This is a genomic window from Rhodovulum marinum, assembly GCF_004343075.1.
GTDB classification, from domain to species: domain Bacteria; phylum Pseudomonadota; class Alphaproteobacteria; order Rhodobacterales; family Rhodobacteraceae; genus Rhodovulum; species Rhodovulum marinum.
The window spans coordinates 142,871-161,448 of the sequence record NZ_SLXP01000001.1 but is presented as its reverse complement, the minus strand read 5'-3'; the positions used below and the strand labels follow the sequence as shown (position 1 = coordinate 161,448).

Here is an 18,578-nt window from a genome sequence, read left to right as displayed (position 1 = left end):
AAATTCCTTGACTTTTCAATTTCGTCCATCCTCTGCTTGATCCAATGTTGAGAGGGAAGAACATCCTTAGGGTCAGGATTCATAACCAGTAGATGACGACCGCTGCGAGGGCGATGGCGGAGAGGAACACCTTGGGACAGCGATCATATCGTGTCGCTACGCGCCGCCAGTCCTTCAGACGACCGAACATGATCTCGATGCGGTTGCGCCGTTTGTAGCGACGCTTGTCGTATTTGACGGGGGTCTTGCGTTGCTTTCTGCCGGGGATGCAGGCGCGTATCCCTTTGTCTTTCAACGCGTCTCTGAACCAGTCGGCGTCATAGCCGCGATCCCCTAGCAACCAGTCGACCTTTGGCAGGGTGCCGAGCAGTGCCCGCGCGCCGATGTAGTCGCTCACCGGTCCTGCAGTGACAAACAGGTTCAGCGGCCGTCCTTTGCTGTCGCAGATGGCGTGCAACTTGGTGTTCATGCCGCCTTTGGTGCGACCGATCAGGCGGCCACGCCCCCCTTTTTCGCGGCCATGCTGGTCGCCGTGCGGTGCGCCTTCAGATAGGTCGCATCGATCATTACCGTCTTCTGCTCGCCGTGTTCGGCCGCTAACCCAGCCATCATCCTAGCGAAGATGCCTTTCTCGCTCCAACGCTTCCACCGGCTGTACAGCGTCTTGTGCGGTCCGTAGGCTTCAGGCGCGTCGCGCCAGCGCAAGCCATTGCGATTGATGAAGATAATCCCGCTCAAGACCCGTCTGTCGTCGACCCGAGGCTTGCCGTGGGACTTGGGGAAGAAAGGGGAAAGCTTGGCCATCTGCTCGTTGGTCAGCCAGTACAGGTCGCTCATGTCACCGCTCCGTTTTCCGAGCCGTGAATCACGCAGCGCACTGAAAATCAATGCATCCTGACCCTAGGAAACCCAACGCTTCGAGAAGTGGAATGAATGCTCGGTCGTTCGTTGAGCTAAAGCCCCAGTCTCGTAGAAGCTGTTGGGTGAACAGTTCTGGTGCTTGGGCATCTTGAACCTGACGCAAAAAGCTTGAAATTTTTCCGATATTCTGGACATAAGCATTTGTTAGTGACACCTAGGCCTCCAAACTTTTTAAACATCCACCTCTTCGACAAACCTAGCATTCTCCTGGATATACTGGAACCGCAATTCCGGTTTCTTGCCCATCAGGCGCTCCACCAGGTCGGCGGTTTCGCCGGGTTCGTCCTCGTCGATCGACACGCGGATCAGCTTGCGGCTGGCCGGGTCCATGGTGGTTTCCTTCAGGTCCTTGGCGTCCATCTCGCCCAGGCCCTTGAACCGCGAGACGTCGATCTTGCCCTTGCCGCCCAGCCCTTTCTCCAGCCACATCGCCTTTTCCGCCTCGTCCAGCGCATAGACCCGCTTCGCCCCCTGCGTCAGCCGGAACAGCGGCGGGCAGGCCAGGTACAGGTGCCCGTGGTCGATGAGCGGGCGCATCTGGGTGAAGAAGAAGGTCATCAGCAGGCTGGCGATATGCGCCCCGTCCACGTCGGCGTCGGTCATGATGATGACCTTGTCATAGCGCAGATCGTCGATGTTGAACCGCGTGCCGATCCCGGTGCCCAGCGCCTGCGTCAAATCGCTGATCTCGGCATTGCTGCCCAGTTTCGAGGAGGCCGCCCCCAGCACGTTGAGGATCTTGCCGCGCAGCGGCAGGAGCGCCTGGGTCTTGCGGTCGCGGGCCATCTTGGCCGAGCCGCCCGCCGAGTCGCCCTCGACGATGAAAAGTTCGGTCCCCGCGCGGTTGGTGGCGGAGCAATCCACGAGTTTGCCCGGCAGGCGCAACTTTTTCGTGGCCGATTTCCGGGCGGTTTCCTTCTCGGCGCGGCGGCGGAGGCGTTCCTCGGACCGCAGCACGAGGAAATCGAGGATCGCGCCCGCGGATTTCGTGTCCGACGCCAGCCAGTTGTCGAAATGGTCGCGCACCGCGCCCTCGACCATGCGGGCGGCCTCGGTCGTGGCGAGGCGGTCCTTGGTCTGGCCGACGAATTCGGGTTCGCGGATGAAGGTGGACACCATCGCGCAGCCGCCCGTCAGCAGGTCGTCGCGGGTGATGTTCTGCGCCTTGCGGTTGTTGGCGAGTTCCCCATAGGCGCGGATGCCCTTGAGGATCGCGGCCCAGAACCCGGCCTCGTGCGTGCCGCCCTCGGGGGTGGGGACGGTGTTGCAATAGGAATGGATGAACCCGTCGCGCGACGGCGTCCAGTTGATCGCCCATTCGACCGATCCGGGCTGGCCGAACTTCTGCTGGAACTCGACCCGGCCGGCGAAGGGGCGGTCGGCATAGGTGGCCGCCGTACCCAGCGTTTCGGTCAGGTAGTCCGAGAGGCCGCCGGGGAAGTGGAACGTGGCCTCTTGCGGGGTGTCGCCGTCGGGCAGGACGGATTTCCAGCGGATTTCCACGCCCGAGAAAAGATAGGCCTTGGAGCGGGCCATCTTGAACAGGCGGGCGGGCTTGAACCGGTGGCTGCCGAATATGGTTTCGTCGGCGTGGAAGGTAACGGTGGTGCCGCGGCGGTTGGGCGTGGGGCCCAGGGATTGCAGCGGCCCCTGCGGGATGCCGCGCGAGAAGTCCTGTGCGAAAAGCTCGCGGCCCCGCGCCACCTCGACCCGCAGGCGGTCCGACAGCGCGTTGACGACCGAGACGCCCACGCCATGGAGGCCCCCCGAGGTCTGGTAGGCCTTGCCCGAGAACTTGCCACCCGCGTGCAGCGTGCACAGGATCACCTCCAGCGCGGACTTGTCGGGGAACTTGGGGTGGGGATCGACCGGGATGCCGCGGCCGTTGTCGCGGATCGTGACCGAGTAATCGTCGTGCAGTTCGACCTCGATGCGGGTGGCGTGGCCCGCCACCGCCTCGTCCATCGAGTTGTCCAGAACCTCGGCCACCAGGTGGTGCAGCGCGCGGTCGTCGGTGCCGCCGATATACATGCCGGGGCGCTTGCGCACGGGTTCCAGCCCCTCCAGCACCTCGATCGAGGAGGCGTCGTAGGCATCGGGTCCGGCGGCGCCGGAAAGCAGATCGTCGGCGGGCATGGCTGCTCGTGTCCTGGTTGTCGGCCTTTGGGGCAGTATCGCAGGTTTAGGGGGGCGGGGGCAATGGCCCGCAAGGTGTTGATAAGGTTTGTGACAGGTTCTTGACCTTGCTCAAGGCGCGTGCCGCGACGTCAGTTTAGACTCCTTCCAGGAGAGACAAGGAGTCCCGCATGGACGATGCCGCGCCCATCGCCGATACAGTTGCATCCGAAGCCCCCGCCCCCAAGTCGGCCCCGCGCGGCCGGCGCAAGCCCAGCGGGGCGACGCATGTGCCGCATGCCTCGCCCGACATCATCGCCCATGCCTTCGAATCCGGCGAATACCCCTACAAGGAAAAGATGTCGCGCCGCAGCTACGAGGCGCAGAAGGCCAGGCTTCAGGCCGAACTGCTCAAGGTGCAGCTTTGGGCGCAGGAGACCGAGCAGAAATTCGTGATCCTGTTCGAGGGGCGCGATGCCGCCGGCAAGGGCGGTACGATCAAGCGGTTCACCGAACACCTCAACCCGCGCTCGGCCCGTGTCGTCGCGCTGAACAAGCCGACCTGGGAAGAAAAGGGCCAGTGGTTCTTTCAGCGCTATGTCCGGGAATTGCCGACCGCCGGCGAAATGGTGTTCTACGACCGGTCCTGGTACAACCGCGCGGGCGTGGAGAGGGTGATGGGGTTCTGCACGCCCAACGATTACCTGGAATTCATGCGCCAGACGCCGGAACTGGAACGGATGCTGGTCCGCTCGGGCATCCGGCTGTACAAGTACTGGTTCTCGGTCACCCGGGACGAACAGCGCCGCCGGTTCAAGGCGCGTGAAACCGACCCGCTGAAACGCTGGAAACTGTCGCCCATCGACAAGGCCAGCCTGAATAAGTGGGACGACTACACCGAGGCCAAGGAGGCGATGTTCTTCTACACCGACACCGCCGACGCGCCCTGGACGATCATCAAGTCGAACGACAAGAAACGCGCGCGGCTGAACTGCATGCGGCATTTCCTGAACTCGATCGACTATCCCGGAAAGGATGCCAAGATCGCCCGCCCGCCCGATCCGCTGATCGTGGGCCGGGCCGAACACGTGATCCACAAGGCCGACCACATTCTCGGCACATCGCTGCATCCCGACCTGCGCAAGCCGCGCGAGGATTGAGCCTCCGCTCGCGTGACTTGCCTCCCTCCTGCCCCGGGGCCATGCCCTGCGGGCAGGAGGGGTCTGAATGATCCGGAACGACCGCTTGCCCGCAACGGAACCGCGCCCGAGGCCTTTGTCGCGCAGGGCCCCGGCCCGTGCCGGGGGGCCGGGCGTCGTCATCCGGGCGCGCCGCGCCCGGTCCGGGATGAAACGCCGCAGCGCACCCGCGTCGCCGATTCCCAGCCCCCGGCCCATGGCGGCGACCCGGCCGCCCGGTGACACCCACCCGCACGGGCCACGGGCCAGCAAAGGCGCGGCTGTCTTCTTCTGGCGCGAAATATCCCGGGGGGAGTCCGAAGGACGGGGGGCAGAGCCCCCCTTGGGCGGGGGCCGCGGCGCGACGGGCAGGGGATCGCCGCGGGCGTCAGTCCCCGTCCCCGTCCCCCGGCGCGGGCGGACGCAGGGCGCAGGGCGGGCGCCGGGCCGGGTCCAGGACCGTGGCGTTGACCACCCGCAGATAGGGCCGCAGCTCGATCCAGTCGTCGCCGAAAAGGGCGGTCGCCTCGTCCCGATCCATACCCGAGGGCACCAGGTAATCGCCGCCGGGCGTCCAGTCGCAGGGGGTCGCCACGTCCAGGCTGTCCTGGGCGCGGAACGCGTCCAGCAGGCGCAGCATCTCGACGGTGCTGCGGCCCACCCGCGCGGGGTAATCCAGGATCATCCGGATGCGCAGCGCGGGGTCGATCAGGACGGTCTTGCGGATCGGCGTGGCCCCGCTGTCGCCGGGGCACAGCATCGCGAAGCTGCGGGCCAGCGTGCCGTCGGCATCGGCGATCATCGGGAACCGGACCTCGTCCCCCAGCACCTGGGAAATGTCGGCGATCCAGCCGGTCACGTCGTCCATCTCGTCGGGCACCAGCCCGATCAGCTTGGCGCCCAGGGCGGTGAAATCGGCCTCGGCGCGGGCAAACCCGGCCAGTTCGGTGGTGCAGACCGGCGTAAAGGCGCCGGGCTGGCCGAACAGCACCGTCCAGCTGCCTTCGGCCCAGGCATGAAAATCCAGCGGGCCCTGCGTGGTGGGGGCGGCGAAATCGGGGAAGATGTCGCCGATGCGGGGCACCCAGCCGGACCGGCGCAGGTAGTCGCGCGGCAACCGGACGTTCGGGCGCCCCGGCCCGTGCAGATGGAAGAAGTCGAAGGACGTCATCAAGGCACCTCGCGGTCGGGCTTGGGGGAATGCCCGGGGCGGACCAGTCGTGCCCCTTCCCGTGGCGTGTCGACCGTAGTTCCGCGGCCTTAACGGTTTCTTGCCAGCCGGTGTTTCAAAGCGCATTCCCGGCATGCAGTCGCGACATGCGTTCGGGCCATGCGGGCGGCCTGGCGTTCCGGCGCGTGGTCCGTGCGGCGGGCTTGCCCGCGGCCGCGCGCTGGCCTATCGGGGGCCATGACCCGGCCACCCGGATATGCCGATCACGCCCGTGCCACCTTGGTGCTGGGGCTGCCGCTGGTCGGCAGCCACCTGGCGCAATTCGCCATCGGGTTGACCGATGCGGTGATGCTGGGCCGCTATGGCGTGGCGGACCTGGCCGCCGAGGTTCTGGGCGGGTCGCTGTTCTTCGTGCTGTTCCTGCTGGGGGCGGGGTTCGCCTGGGGGGTGATGCCGCTGGTGGCCGCGGCCGCCGGCGCGGGCGACGAGACACAGGTGCGCCGGGTCACGCGAATGGGCCTTTGGGTGTCGGCGGCGTTCGGGCTGGCGACGCTGCCGCTGTTCCTGTTTGCCGAACCGCTGTTCCTGGCGCTGGGGCAGGCGCCCGCAATCGCGGCGCTGGCGCAGGACTACCTGGCGATTCTCGGGCTGGGGATGGTGCCGGCGCTGGTGGTGATGGTGCTGAAAAGCTATCTCGCGGCGCTGGAACGGACCCGGGCGGTGCTGTGGGTGACGCTGGGGGCGGTGGGGCTGAACGCTCTGGGCAACTACCTGCTGATCTTCGGCGCCTGGGGCCTGCCCGAGCTGGGCATTCGCGGCGCGGCGTTGTCCTCGCTGGTGGTGCAGCTGGCCTCGATGGCGGCGCTGGTCGCGGTGGCGCGGCGTGCCTTTCCGGCGCATGCGCTGTTCGCCCGGTTCTGGCGCCCCGATGCCGAGGCGCTGGCACAGGTGGTGCGGCTGGGCTGGCCGATCGGGGTGACCAACCTGTCCGAGGTGGGGCTGTTCGCGGCCTCGTCGGTGATGATGGGATGGCTGGGCACCGTGCCGCTGGCCGCGCACGGGATCGCGCTGCAGATCGCTTCGGCGGTGTCCATGGTCTATCTGGGCCTGTCGAACGCGGCCACGATCCGCGCGGGCCGGGCGCTGGGCCAGGGCGACGGGCTGGGGCTCCGGCGCGGGGCGGTGACGGTGCTGGGTCTGACCGCCGGTCTGGCGGCGGCGGTCGCGGCGGTGTTCGTGGCGGTGCCGGGGCCGCTGATCGGGCTGTTCCTGGGCGCGGGCGATCCGGCGCGCGGCGCGGTGATCGCGGCGGGGGCCGCGTTGCTGGCGGCGGCGGCGCTGTTCCAGCTGGTCGACGCGGTGCAGGTGGTGGCGCTGGGCCTTTTGCGCGGGGTACAGGACACCCGCGTGCCGATGGTGCTGGCCGCGGCCAGCTATTGGCTGGTCGGGTTGCCGGTGGCCTATGGGCTGGGCTTCGTCCTGGGTTGGGGTGGCACAGGGGTCTGGCTGGGCCTGGCGGCGGGGCTGGCGGTGGCGGCGGTGCTGATGTCGGCGCGGTTCTGGCTGCGCGCGGTGCGCGCGGTGCCCGGCGCGGCCTGAGCGGGCCGCGCCATACCGCGCGCGGCCCGTGCCGGCGCGCGGGCGCTAGCGCTAGCGTTTGCGGTCGCGGCGCGCGCTCATCGGCTGGAAGGCGACCGAGACATGCGCCTCGCAATAGGGTTTGCCCTGTTGCACCGGCAGCCCGCAGAACCAGAAATCGTCCGTCGCGGGATCGCCGATCGGCCATTTGCAGGTCCGCTCGGTCAGTTCCATCAGGGTCAGCTTCTTGGCGGTCTTCTCGACCTCGCGCACCGAGGCCAGGGTCTCGGGGCTGATCTCGTTGGCCGAGGGCTGCGGCGGCAGCGGCTGGCCGGCGGGCACGATCGGTTTGCGCGCGGCGGGCACCGGGGCGGGGGCGCTGGGCTGCGCGGCGGTGTTGGCCGGGGTGGGGCGCGGCTCGGCCGGTTTGCGGTCGGGGGCGGGGGCCTCGGGCTTGGCGGCCACGGCGGGTTCCGGCTTGGCCGGTTTTTCCTTGGCCGGCGCGGGCTTGGCCGTCGCCCCGCCACCGGCGCGGTTGGACAGGCCCAGCCGGTGCACCTTGCCGATCACCGCGTTGCGGGTGACGCCGCCCAGTTCCTTGGCGATCTGGCTGGCCGACTGGCCTTCGCCCCACATGCGTTTCAGCGTCTCGACGCGTTCTTCGGTCCAGGACATGGCGGTTCCTTGGGTATGTCGCGGCGGTGGGTCAGGGGCACAAGGCCCCGCCGGCCGGCCGGATTGGAGAATTCGCTCAAGGCCCTATTCTAATCCGGGGCGGTTCGGGGATACAAGCGCAAGCCGAAGACAGGAGGCAGCCGAAATGGACGCGACGGGCATGTACGGGTCGAAGAACACCACGGGCATGGGGGTGCGCCGGTTCGGCCGGGTCAACTGGCTGGGGCTTTACACGCTGAGCGCGCGCGAGATCCAGCGCTTCATGGCGGTCTGGACCCAGACGCTGGCCGCCCCCCTCGTCACCGCGGCGCTGTTCCTGGGGGTCTTTTCGCTGGCCATCGGCCCGGCGCGCGGCGAGGTGATGGGCGTGCCCTTCATCGAGTTCCTGGCGCCGGGCATCCTGATGATGACGGTGATCCAGAACGCGTTCGCCAATACCTCGTCGTCGATCGTGATTTCCAAGGTGCAGGGCAATATCGTCGACACGCTGATGCCGCCGCTGTCGGCGGCCGAGCTGCTGATCGGCTATACTGCGGGGGGCGTGGCGCGCGGCCTGCTGGTGGCGCTGACCATCGGGGCGCTGATGATCCTGGTGCTTGGCACGGGGGTGGCGCACCCGGCCTGGGCGCTGGTCTTCGTGCTGCTGGGGTCTGCGTTCCTGTCGGGGCTGGGGATCGTCGCGGCGGTTTTCGCCAACAAGTTCGACCAGATGGCGGCGATCACCAATTTCATCGTCACGCCGCTGAGTTTCCTGTCGGGGACGTTCTATTCCATCGAGCGGCTGCCCCAGGCGATGCAGACAATCACCCATTTCAACCCGGTCTTCTACCTGATCGACGGGGTGCGCTACGGCATCATCGGCCAGTCCGACAGCTCGCCCTGGCTGGGGCTGGCGGTGTGTTCGGCCAGCACGGGCGCGGTGATGGCGCTGTGCTGGTACTGGCTGAAGACCGGCTACCGGATGAAGGCCTGAGCCGCGGTTGATTCTGCTCAATGCGCGGAGGCCCGAACCGGCGAAAGTCACGGTCGGGGGGGGGCGCATGCGTCGGTTCGGAAAAGCGGTTACGGGTGGCGTTGGCCTGACGGTCTGGGCCGTTGCTGCCCAGGCGGACATGCCGATGGCGCCGTTCATCGGGTGGACCCGGATCGAATACTGGTGGGTGATCGTGGCGGCCGTCGGCATCGAGGCCGCGGCGATCCATTGGCTGTTTGCCGTCGACTGGGGGCGGGCGGCGAGGCTGTCGCTGGTGGTGAACCTCGTGACCGCCGGGATCGGCGCGGTGGCCTACCCGTTCCTCGGGATGTTCCTCTACCCGGTCCTTGCCCCCGCGGTCCTCGGGTTGTCGAGCGGCGGGCTGTTGGTGGAGGCGGGCGTGGCGCTGGTGTTCGTCGCGCTGTTCGATTGGCTCGTGGAACTTGCCCTGCTGGCGTTGATCTTCGGCCTTGCGTTGCGGTGGTATCGGGCGCTGGGCTTTCTGGTGACGAACGTGGCGACGGCGGCACTCCTTTATGGCGCGCTGTGGTACGCGCAATACATCCCGCCCCTGAAAGAAGATGAGCTTGCGCGGATCGAAAGCGTCTATGCCGAGGAAATCGCCCTGGTGCGGGAGGCGGCCGAGGACATGCCGGGGCACGGCTATTACGGCTATCCGTGGATCGATCACGCGTGGCGGGCGGCGTGGGTGAGCCGCGCGGAGGCGTTGGAGTTCTATGACCTCGGCTTCGGCATCCGGGTCAGCCCGAGCCGGTTCCACGTCATGTATGTCAACGACCTGCATGGCGGGGGCTGGTCCGTCACGGCCCGAACGCAAGGGGATGCGGTCATGATCGAGCGGCTGACGCGCGACACGTTCCCTGACGCGGTCTACCGCTATCAGGTCGTCCGGGACGTGCCCGGCGCACGGGATGAACCACGCCCCGGCGAGGATCCGGCCTCGGTTGCCGTGGTCGGGGTGTTCAAGGCGCCCTAGGCGCGGTGGGCGCCCGCGGCGAGCCCGGCGACGTAATCCAGGATCTCGGGCACCGGGCGGCCCTCCTCGACCAGCTTGACGATGGCCGAGCCCACGACCGCGCCATCGGCCACGCCGGCGATGGCCTCGGCGGTTTCGGGGGTGCGGATGCCGAAGCCCACGATCACCGGCAGGTCGGTCTTGGCCTTGATCCGGGCGACCTCGGGGCCGACGTCCGACGCCTCGGCCGCGGCCGCGCCGGTGATCCCGGTGATCGAGACGTAATAGACGAAGCCACTGGTATTCTGCAGCACCTTGGGCAGGCGCTTGTCGTCGGTGGTGGGCGTGGCGAGCCGGATGAAGTTCAGCCCCACCTTTTGTGCCGGGATGCACAATTCGTCGTCTTCCTCGGGGGGCAGGTCGACGACGATCAGCCCGTCTATCCCGGCCTCGCGCGCATCCGCAAGGAACCGGTCGACGCCCCGATTGTAGATCGGGTTGTAATAGCCCATCATCACGATCGGCGTGGTATCGTCGCCCTCGCGGAAGGCGCGCGCCATGTCCAGCGTCTTTTGCAGGGTCTGGCCGGCCTCCAGCGCGCGCTGGCCGGCCAGCTGGATCGTGGGGCCGTCGGCCATCGGGTCGGTGAAGGGCATGCCCAGTTCGATGATGTCCACCCCGGCGCCCGGCAGCCCCTTCACCAGGTCCAGCGAGGTGTCATAGTCGGGATCGCCCGCCATGACATAGGCCACGAAGGCCTTGCGGTTTTCCGCCCTCAGCGCGGCGAACTTGGCGTCGATGCGGGTCATGGACGGCTCCCCCTTGCTCCTCGTCCACAGGGGTTTGCGGCAGGCGGGCGGGAAAATCAATGGGCGGTTTCGACCGGCCGGCCGGGACGGGGTGCGGGAAATTTGCGCGGCGGCGCGCTTGACGGCGCCGGGCCCGCCCCCCTACATGCGCGCGGACCTCAGGAGAGTGACGAAAATGGGCTTCAAGACCGGGATCGTGGGCCTGCCCAACGTGGGCAAATCCACCCTGTTCAACGCGCTGACCCGCACCGCGGCGGCGCAGGCGGCGAATTTCCCCTTCTGCACGATCGAGCCCAACGTGGGCGAGGTGGCGGTGCCCGATGCGCGGCTGGACAAGCTGGCCGAGATCGCCGGATCGAAGGCGATCATTCCCACCCGGATGACCTTTGTCGATATCGCGGGACTGGTGAAGGGCGCGTCCAAGGGCGAGGGGCTGGGCAACCAGTTCCTGGCCAACATCCGCGAATGCGACGCCATCGCGCATGTGCTGCGCTGTTTCGAGGATGGCGACGTGACCCATGTCGAGGGGCGCGTCGACCCGGTGGCGGATGCCGAGGTGATCGAGACCGAACTGATGCTGGCCGACATGGACTCGATCGAGCGGCGGCTGCAGAACATCGTCCGCAAGGTGCGCGGCGGCGACAAGGAGGCGGTCCAGCAGGAGCGTCTGCTGAAGGAGGTGCTCGCCGCGCTGGAGGCCGGCCGGCCCGCCCGCAGCGTCGAGGTGACCGAGGATGACGCCAAGGCCTGGGAGATGCTGCAACTGCTGACCGCAAAGCCCGTGCTTTACGTCTGCAACGTGGCCGAGGACGAGGCGGCCGAGGGCAACGCCCATTCCGCGGCGGTGGCGAAGATGGCCGAGGAACAGGGCGCGGCGAGCGTGGTCATCTCGGCCAGGATCGAGGAAGAGATCAGCCAGCTGGACGCGGACGAGGCCGAGATGTTCCTGTCGGAACTGGGGCTGGAGGAGGCGGGCCTGGATCGGTTGATCAAGGCGGGCTACAAGCTTTTGGGATTGCAGACCTATTTCACGGTCGGCCCGAAGGAGGCGCGGGCCTGGACAATCCCGCAGGGCACGCCCGCGCCCAAGGCCGCGGGCGTGATCCACGGCGATTTCGAACGCGGGTTCATCCGCGCCGAGACCATCGCCTATGACGATTACGTGGGCCTGGGCGGCGAGCAGGCGGCCAAGGATGCCGGCAAGATGCGCGCCGAGGGCAAGGGGTACATCGTGCGCGACGGCGACGTGATGCATTTCCTGTTCAACGCCTGATCCGCCGTTACTTGCGGGGTGGAAGGGGGGGGCTCCCGCCCCCGGCCGGCGCGGGGCTGTGCGCCCCGCTTGTCCGGCGTTGGGCGTGGCGCGCCTGCGGCGCGCGGGCGCCGTGGGGCGCTGTCATGGCGACGGGTATCGGCGGGCATGCACGTGCCGCGGGCGGGGCGGCATCGCGTCCGATACCCGTGCCGCAAAAGGCCATAAGCGACAGCCGCGCGGCATTTCCCCCGTCTGCCATGGGGCGTGCAGGGGCCGGGTGACCGGCCGTTCAGGCCTGGCCGGGGGGTGCGACCGTTTCCGGGCCGAACAGCACCGGCCCGGCGAAAAAGCAGATCGGGGGCAGGGTTTCGGGGGCCGGACCCAGAACGATACGCGGGGTGAAGGCGTCCGGTCCCCAGTCGGGATCGGATGCGCGCAATTCGCGCCAGCGCGCCGTCAGGTCCGGCGCCTCGAATTCAAGCGCAAGCGCTTTCCCGTCGCTCAGCCGGACAAGGCGCGGCCTGGACGGGGAAACCGCAAGGCGGTGGGGGGAAAGCCGAAGCGCGCGCGCCTGGTGATCGCGCGCGTCGGGCATCGAGGCGAGCGTGACATGCGGATCGGCGGGCATGGCTGTCAGCCCGGCCTGGCGCAGCACCGGTTTGAGGATCTCGGTATTCAGCACCGGCCGCCGCAGATGGATCGGCCCCGGCCCGAGCACGCCGCCGTTCGGTTTGGAAAAGGGGCAGGTCTTGACCTGGGGCTGCATGGCGTTCTCCTTCGATGTCCTTCCAATTGGAGACGCGCGCGCCGCATTTCGATGTGCCAAAATGCCCCGGATCGCCCCGGCGCGTCGGGCGATCCGGCGCGACCCTCGCGCGGGTGCGAATGCGGTGATGAACCGGCGGGCGATCGGGGCGAAGCGCATGCCACCGCGCCACGCGCGAAACGCGCCCGGAACGCGGTTGCGACACGCCCCGTGGCGGCCATCGCCCGGCGAAGAACGCCGCGTCCCCCAACACATCGAGAGGATTTGGAGGCGAGTACCGGAATCGAACCGGTGTACACGGATTTGCAATCCGCTGCGTAACCACTCCGCCAACTCGCCTGGCCGAGCCGCGTCATAGCGCAAGGCAACGGTCCCCGCAAGAGATGTTCCCCACCTGCCATACTCGGCCGGGCACCGCGCGCCGGACCATTGCCGCAGGCAGGGTTATGTGGCATCACCGTTTCAGGTTAATTTCGAACCGGAGAGTTCAGCCGCATGCCCGATTACGACGCCCTTCGCGAGGCCATGGTCGATACCCAGGTCCGGCCCTCGGACGTCACGAAACTGCCCATCATCGAGGCGCTTCTGGCCGTCCCGCGCGAGGAATTCGTGCCCGCCGCGCTGCGCAGCGCCGCCTATGTCGGCGAGAACCTGACGCTGGCGCCGGCGCGTACGGTGCTGGAGCCGCGGACCTTTGCCAAGATGCTCGAGGCGATCGACCTGGGCCCCGGCGACCTGGTGCTGGATCTCGGCTGCGGGCTTGGCTACTCGGCCGCGGTGATGGCGCGGATGGCCGATGCGGTGGTCGCCGTCGAGGAAGATGCCGCCATGGCCCGCGAGGCGCAGACACTTCTGGGCGAGCAGGGGGCGGACAACGTGGCCGTCGAACAGGCCCCGCTTGCCGAGGGGGCGGCGCAGCACGGGCCCTATGACGCCATCGTCGTCGAGGGCGCGGTGGAACAGATCCCGCAGGCGATCGCGGACCAGCTCAAGGAAGGCGGGCGGATCGTGGCGCTGTTCATGGAGGGCACGCTGGGTGTCGTTCGGATCGGCTGGAAGGTCGAGGGCACGCTGAGCTGGCGCTTCCTGTTCAATGCCGGGGCGCCGGTGTTGCCGGGCTTTGCCCGGGCGCCGGAATTCCAGTTCTAGGGGCGCGGGGACCATACAAAAGAGCCGCGCGCCCGCCGCGGCCAAGAAAGAGGCAAGGCAGAACAATGAGCAGTTTCCTGAAATTCCTCGCCGGTGCCGCGGCCTCCGCGGCGCTGATCGCCGGCACCGCGTCGGCCCGGGCCGAGACGCTGACCGACGCGCTGATCGCCGCCTACAAGAATTCGCACCTGCTGGAGCAGAACCGCGCGGTCCTGCGTGCCGCCGACGAGGACGTGGCCCAGGCCGTGGCCGCGCTGCGCCCGGTCATCCAGTTCGCGATCGACGCCAGCTATTCCGACGGCAACAGCCGCAGCGCCTTTGCGGGTGGCTATTCCAGTTCTGCGTCGGCCGAACTGACCGCGTCGCTGACGCTGTATGACGGGGGCAACAACCGGCTGGCGATCGATGCAGCCAAGGAAACGGTGCTGGCCACCCGGGCGGCGCTGCTGGGCGTGGAACAGAACGTGCTGCTGGGCGCGGTGCAGGCCTATATGGATGTCTTCGCTGCGATCCAGAGCGTGTCTCTGGCCGAGAACAACGTGCGCCTCATCACCCAGCAATTGCGCGCCGCCGAGGACCGGTTCGAGGTCGGCGAGGTGACGCGCACCGACGTGTCGCTGGCGCAGTCGCGGCTGGCCGCCTCGCGGTCGAACCTGGTGGCCGCGCAGGGCAACCTTGCCGTCGCACGCGAGGCCTACAAGCGCGCCATCGGCCGCTATCCGGGCGCGCTGAGCGGTATTCCGCGCCTGCCCGCCCTGCCGCAAAGCACCGACGCGGCGCGTGCGATTGCGGTCAAGGGCCATCCCGACATCATCGAGGCCCAGCACAACGTCACCGTGGCCGACCTGAACCTGGCGCGCGCCAAGGCGCGGATGCGGCCCAGCATCACGGCGCGGGCCGGCGTGGTGGCCGAGGATGACGGCGGCGAATACGGCACGGTCGGGCTGTCGCTGAACCAGACCATCTACCAGGGCGGGGCGCTGTATGCCGTCGAACGCCAGGCCCGCGCCGGGGTCCAGCAATCCCGCGCCGGGCTGTTGCAGACCGTCCGCCTGGTCGAGGAAGAGGTGGGCAACGCCTGGTCCAGCCTGGCCGTCGCCCGCGCCCAGCTGGCGGCCACCGACCAGCAGATCCGCGCCGCGCAACTGGCCTTCGAGGGCACCCGCGAAGAGGCCCGCCTGGGGGCGCGCACGACGCTGGACGTGCTGGACGCCGAACAGGAATTGCTGGATGCGCGCACCGCCCGTGTCGATGCCGAGACCAACCAGTATGTCGCGATCTACCGGCTGCTTGCCTCGATGGGGTTGCTGACGGTCGATCACCTGGGGCTGGGCATTCCGACCTATGATCCGCGCGGCTATTACAACGCGGTGTCGAACGCACCGGCCAAAAGCCTGCAGGGCAAGAAGCTGGACAAGGTTCTGGAAAGCATCGGCCGCAACTGAGCCTGCCGGAATTGTTGTCTCGCGGCCCGCATGCGGCTAGGCTTTGCCCAGGTTAGGAACGCACGGCCATGTCGGATAGCGCATCTCCCCGGGAGGTCGACCAGGTGTTGTCCTCGATCCGGCGCCTTGTCAGCGACGAGGCCGCCGAAACCCGGCCTGCGCCCGGACCCACCCGACCCGACCGCTTGCTTCTGACCCCTGCGTTGCGGGTTCCCGCGCCCGCCGCCCGGCCCGCACCCGGCGATGCGGCGGGGCACGGTACTGTGCGGGCCCGCGACATGGCGCCGGACGGGGCAGGGGGCACGCCGCCCGCATCCGCCACCGCGCCCGACGAGGCGGGAACACTGGAACAGCGCATCGCCGAGCTGGAAGCGGCCGTGGCCGGTTGCGACGATGACTGGGAACCCGATGGCGCCGAGTCGCTGGCCGCGGTGACCGGCTGGGCCGCGCCGCCGCCCGCATCCTCCCCCGCGCCCCCGTCCGAAGGGGCTGCAAAGCCCGACGACGCGGCGCCGTCGCCCATGCCGCCGGTCGCCGAGGCCGGGCCGCAGGCCAAGGCGGACGCGCCCGACCACGAGGCCGACCAGCTTGTGTTCGACGAGGAAATGCTGCGCGAGTTGGTGGCCGAGATCGTCCGCGAGGAATTGCAGGGCCGGCTGGGCGAGCGGATCACCCTGAACGTGCGCAAGCTGGTCCGCCGCGAGATCAACCGCGCCCTGGCGATGCGCGACCTGGAGTAGGCGCACGCCCCCCCCCCCCCGACAGCCCCGCCCGGAAACGAAAAACGCGCCCCTCGGGGCGCGCTTCGTCATGCCGGACAGGTTCGGCTCAGGCCGCTTCGGCGTCCGCCTGGGCCTGGACCTGGCGGCGTTCGCTTTCCTCGCGGGACAGCGCGACCGAGGTGCGCACGCCGCGCGAGACGAATTCCATCAGCCCCTGCACCACGCGTTCGTTCGGGTCGATCCCGGCACAAGACAGCACCTCGCGCCCGTCGCGCGACCGCGCCCAGCGTGCGATCTGCTCGGGCCCGTTGCCGTATTTCTTGTCATCCGCGATCGCGTCGTCGAGCGCAGCCAGCACCACCGCCGCGAACAGTTTGCGGGCACGGTTGCCCTGTTCGTGGTTGAATGCCGTGCCATCAACGAAATCGGCCATCTCGTCGTCCTTTTATTCTTGCTCTTGCGTTTCGGGAGTGGCGCCGAATATGACGGTTTTGTTCCGATTCGGTATTGCAGTTTTCGAATGCCAGCCATGCACCAAGCGCATAGGGCAAACGGTAACCTTACCCGATCTAGTCGTCTTGCCAGCCCCACATCGACAAGATATAGGTGCGCGCAAATCGCGTTCAACCACCCATTAACGGTTACGACCATGCCCAAGATCAACGGAAACGAGATCCGTCCCGGCAACGTGCTGGAACATAACGGCGGGCTGTGGTCCGCAATCAAGGTGGATCACGTCAAGCCCGGCAAAGGCGGCGCCTTCGCCCAGGTCGAACTGCGGAACCTGCGCAACGGGTCCAAGCTGAACGAACGCTTCCGCAGCGCCGACAAGGTCGAGCGGGTGCGGCTGGAACAGAAGGACCAGCAGTTCCTGTATGAAACCGACGGCAAGCTGGTCTTCATGGACATGGAGACCTACGAACAGATCGAACTGGATGCCGACATCCTGGGCGACCGCCGCCCCTTCCTGCAGGACGGGATGACGGTGGTGATCGAGTATTACGAATCCGAGGCGCTGAACGCGACCCTGCCGCAAAAGGTGACCTGCCGGATCGTCGAGACCGAACCGGTGGTCAAGGGCCAGACCGCGGCCAACAGCTTCAAGCCCGCGGTGCTGGACAACGGGGTGCGGGTGATGGTGCCGCCGTTTGTCGGCCCGGATGAGGATATCGTGGTGAACACGGAAACCATGGAATACGCCGAACGCGCCTGAGCGCGGGGCAGCGACGGGTGGCGGGGCGGTCCGGGTGGGCCGCCCTTTCGCGTTCAGGCCCCCTGCGCACTCAGGCAGCGTTCGACCATGCCGCGATAGCCGCCTCCGAACAGCCGCAGGTGCACCAGCGCGGGCCAAAGCTGATAGGCGTCGCGCCGGGCCGGCCAGCCCGGATCGGCGGGGCCGTAGGTCTCGTCGAACTCCGGCCCCGGCTGGCCGAACAGGTGCAGCATCGCAAGGTCCACCTCGGCATGGCCGTGATAGCAGGCCGGGTCGATCAGCGCCGCGCCGCCCGCGGTGAACAGCACGTTGCCGCCCCACAGGTCGCCATGCAGCAGCGCCGGAACCGGGTGGCGGGGCAGCAGGCCGGGCAGGCGCGCGGCCAGCGCCTCCACCCTTCGGGCGATGTCGGCGGGCAACGCCTCGGGCCAGGCCATCAGCCGCCGTTCGGCCCAGAAGGCGGGCCAATCCTCGCACGCCGCATTCGGCAGCGTGGCCGGCCCGAAGGCATAATCCTCGTCCCAGCCATAGGATGCGCCGCGCGCGCCGTGCAGCCGGGCCAGCGCCCTGCCCAGCGCGGCCCAGCCCGCGGGGCCGGCGCGGGTTTCGTCCAGGTGTTCGATGACCATCAGGCCGGGGGCAACCGCGATCACCCGCGGACAGGGCGCGCCCGCCGCGGCCATGGCCTCCAGCATGCGCGCCTCGCGGTCGACCAGCGGGCCGGTCTTGACGACGACCGTCCGCCCGTCGGCCAGCGTTGCCCGCGCCACCTCGGACAGCGAGCCGCCATGCAGCGGGTCGAGCGCGGCGATGGGCACGCCCAGCGCGGCCTCGACCGCCGCGCGGTCAGCCATGGTCCAGGGTAAGGGTCGCGCCGCCCGCCGTCATCGGCCCGTCCGCCCGGTCAAACCGCAGAAAGGCGATGGCCTGCCCGCCCGATTGCGTGAACAGCGTGCCCGCGGGCTTGTCCCCGGCCATGACCGGCGTGCCGACCGGTGCCGCGCCGTCGATCCGCACCGTCACCAGGCCCTTCTTCAGCTCGGTCTTGTGTTTCATCCGGGCGGTGACCTCTTGCCCGACATAACAGCCCTTGTGGAAATCGACGCCGCTCAGCCGCTCGAACCCGGCTTCCAGGATATAGGTGTCGTCGGGGATCAGCTCGATGCCGGTTTCGGGGATGCAGTGGGCCACCCGGATCGCGTCCCAGTCGGTCGCGCCCTCGGGGCCGGGCGCCGCGACAAGGGCCCGCCAGCCCAGCGCCGGGTCGCGCGGGTCGGGCAGGGCGCCCGCGGGCGGATCGCCCAACCCCCGCAGCACGTGCAGCCCCGCCGGTTCGATCGCCACCCTGGCGCGCAGCCGGTACATCGACAGCCGCCGGATCAGCGCCTCGGCAAGGTCGGTCTTGACGTCGATCAGGATGGCGTCCGGCGCGCCGGCCAGGAAGAAATCGGCCAGGTACTTGCCCTGCGGCGTCAGCAGCGCGGCATAGACCAGCCGCCCGTCCAGCCGCCTCACGTCATTGGTGACCAGCCCTTGCAGGAAATGGACCCGGTCCTCGCCGGTGATCTTCAGAACGGTCCTGTCGCTGGCGGCCTCGCCCTGCATCGCGCGTCTCCTTTCATGGTCCGTCCT

The 18,578-nt window shown here is 68.3% G+C and carries 19 protein-coding genes and 1 tRNA gene; 9 read left to right on the top strand and 11 right to left on the bottom strand.

Going from position 1 to position 18,578, the window contains the following annotated elements; genetic code table 11:
• Positions 1-79: 79 nt before the first annotated feature.
• From EV662_RS00845 to parE, 3 genes are all read right to left on the bottom strand, one after another.
• A protein-coding gene (locus EV662_RS00845) for an IS5 family transposase (RefSeq protein ID WP_132460235.1) occupies positions 80-837 on the bottom strand; the annotation gives its coding sequence in 2 pieces (ribosomal slippage) (positions 80-513 and positions 513-837; 759 coding nt in all).
• A 28-nt stretch (positions 838-865) separates the two neighbouring features.
• Positions 866-1,075: a DUF5343 domain-containing protein gene (locus EV662_RS20080; RefSeq protein ID WP_165915474.1), complete on the bottom strand. Its 210-nt coding sequence runs from the start codon at positions 1,073-1,075 to the stop codon at positions 866-868.
• 17 nt (positions 1,076-1,092) lie between these two features.
• Complete coding sequence (gene parE, locus EV662_RS00840) at positions 1,093-3,057, bottom strand: DNA topoisomerase IV subunit B (RefSeq protein WP_132460234.1); 1,965 nt, start codon at positions 3,055-3,057, stop codon at positions 1,093-1,095.
• Positions 3,058-3,227: 170 nt separating this feature from the next.
• Between parE and ppk2 the strand changes: the two genes are divergently transcribed.
• Entirely contained in the window at positions 3,228-4,196 is a 969-nt protein-coding gene (ppk2, locus tag EV662_RS00835; RefSeq protein ID WP_132460233.1) for a polyphosphate kinase 2, read from the top strand.
• Between the two features lie 406 nt (positions 4,197-4,602).
• On the opposite strand, the gene EV662_RS00830 is transcribed toward ppk2, so the two are convergent.
• Positions 4,603-5,385, bottom strand: a complete 783-nt coding sequence (locus tag EV662_RS00830) for a redoxin domain-containing protein (RefSeq protein ID WP_165915473.1) — start codon at positions 5,383-5,385, stop codon at positions 4,603-4,605.
• Positions 5,386-5,622: 237 nt separating this feature from the next.
• Here EV662_RS00830 and EV662_RS00825 point away from each other — a divergent pair, with 237 nt between their 5' ends.
• Complete coding sequence (locus EV662_RS00825; protein WP_132460231.1) at positions 5,623-6,984, top strand: MATE family efflux transporter; 1,362 nt, start codon at positions 5,623-5,625, stop codon at positions 6,982-6,984.
• A gap of 51 nt (positions 6,985-7,035) precedes the next feature.
• On the opposite strand, the gene EV662_RS00820 is transcribed toward EV662_RS00825, so the two are convergent.
• Entirely contained in the window at positions 7,036-7,638 is a 603-nt protein-coding gene (locus EV662_RS00820) for a GcrA family cell cycle regulator (RefSeq protein ID WP_132460230.1), read from the bottom strand.
• A gap of 145 nt (positions 7,639-7,783) precedes the next feature.
• Here EV662_RS00820 and EV662_RS00815 point away from each other — a divergent pair, with 145 nt between their 5' ends.
• Both EV662_RS00815 and EV662_RS00810 read left to right on the top strand, forming a co-directional pair.
• Entirely contained in the window at positions 7,784-8,611 is an 828-nt protein-coding gene (locus EV662_RS00815; RefSeq protein ID WP_243695728.1) for an ABC transporter permease, read from the top strand.
• Between the two features lie 67 nt (positions 8,612-8,678).
• Entirely contained in the window at positions 8,679-9,608 is a 930-nt protein-coding gene (locus EV662_RS00810; RefSeq protein ID WP_132460229.1) for a hypothetical protein, read from the top strand.
• Here the strand turns inward: EV662_RS00810 and trpA are convergent.
• The gene (gene trpA, locus EV662_RS00805) at positions 9,605-10,396 is read right to left on the bottom strand and encodes a tryptophan synthase subunit alpha (RefSeq protein WP_132460228.1); all 792 of its coding nucleotides are present in this window, start codon (positions 10,394-10,396) and stop codon (positions 9,605-9,607) included. The genes EV662_RS00810 and trpA overlap by 4 nt on opposite strands.
• Before the next feature lie 175 nt (positions 10,397-10,571).
• On the opposite strand from trpA, the gene ychF reads away from it, so the two are divergent.
• Positions 10,572-11,669 (top strand): redox-regulated ATPase YchF, encoded by a 1,098-nt coding sequence (gene ychF, locus EV662_RS00800; RefSeq protein ID WP_132460227.1) that lies wholly within the window; start codon positions 10,572-10,574, stop codon positions 11,667-11,669.
• A 271-nt stretch (positions 11,670-11,940) separates the two neighbouring features.
• On the opposite strand, the gene EV662_RS00795 is transcribed toward ychF, so the two are convergent.
• Both EV662_RS00795 and EV662_RS00790 read right to left on the bottom strand, forming a co-directional pair.
• Positions 11,941-12,417, bottom strand: coding sequence for a hypothetical protein (locus EV662_RS00795; RefSeq protein WP_132460226.1), 477 nt, complete (start codon positions 12,415-12,417; stop codon positions 11,941-11,943).
• Between the two features lie 265 nt (positions 12,418-12,682).
• Positions 12,683-12,756 (bottom strand) — tRNA-Cys (locus tag EV662_RS00790).
• Positions 12,757-12,912: 156 nt separating this feature from the next.
• Between EV662_RS00790 and EV662_RS00785 the strand changes: the two genes are divergently transcribed.
• The 3 genes from EV662_RS00785 (at position 12,913) to EV662_RS00775 (ending at position 15,751) form a co-directional block, all read left to right on the top strand.
• Positions 12,913-13,566 (top strand): protein-L-isoaspartate O-methyltransferase family protein, encoded by a 654-nt coding sequence (locus EV662_RS00785; protein WP_132460225.1) that lies wholly within the window; start codon positions 12,913-12,915, stop codon positions 13,564-13,566.
• Positions 13,567-13,631: 65 nt separating this feature from the next.
• Positions 13,632-15,011 (top strand): TolC family outer membrane protein, encoded by a 1,380-nt coding sequence (locus EV662_RS00780; protein WP_132460224.1) that lies wholly within the window; start codon positions 13,632-13,634, stop codon positions 15,009-15,011.
• Positions 15,012-15,079: 68 nt separating this feature from the next.
• A complete protein-coding gene (locus tag EV662_RS00775; RefSeq protein ID WP_132460223.1) occupies positions 15,080-15,751 on the top strand; it encodes a hypothetical protein in 672 nt (223 codons plus the stop codon).
• Between the two features lie 88 nt (positions 15,752-15,839).
• On the opposite strand, the gene EV662_RS00770 is transcribed toward EV662_RS00775, so the two are convergent.
• Complete coding sequence (locus tag EV662_RS00770; protein WP_132460222.1) at positions 15,840-16,166, bottom strand: DUF6280 family protein; 327 nt, start codon at positions 16,164-16,166, stop codon at positions 15,840-15,842.
• A gap of 216 nt (positions 16,167-16,382) precedes the next feature.
• Here EV662_RS00770 and efp point away from each other — a divergent pair, with 216 nt between their 5' ends.
• A complete protein-coding gene (gene efp / locus EV662_RS00765; protein ID WP_132460221.1) occupies positions 16,383-16,946 on the top strand; it encodes an elongation factor P in 564 nt (187 codons plus the stop codon).
• Between the two features lie 53 nt (positions 16,947-16,999).
• Here the strand turns inward: efp and EV662_RS00760 are convergent, their stop codons facing one another.
• Together EV662_RS00760 and ygfZ are read right to left on the bottom strand one after the other, a co-directional pair.
• Positions 17,000-17,800 (bottom strand): fructosamine kinase family protein, encoded by an 801-nt coding sequence (locus tag EV662_RS00760; RefSeq protein WP_132460220.1) that lies wholly within the window; start codon positions 17,798-17,800, stop codon positions 17,000-17,002.
• Positions 17,793-18,551 (bottom strand): CAF17-like 4Fe-4S cluster assembly/insertion protein YgfZ, encoded by a 759-nt coding sequence (gene ygfZ, locus EV662_RS00755; protein ID WP_132460219.1) that lies wholly within the window; start codon positions 18,549-18,551, stop codon positions 17,793-17,795. Before ygfZ ends, EV662_RS00760 begins: the two co-directional genes overlap by 8 nt.
• Between the last annotated feature and the right edge of the window lie 27 nt (positions 18,552-18,578).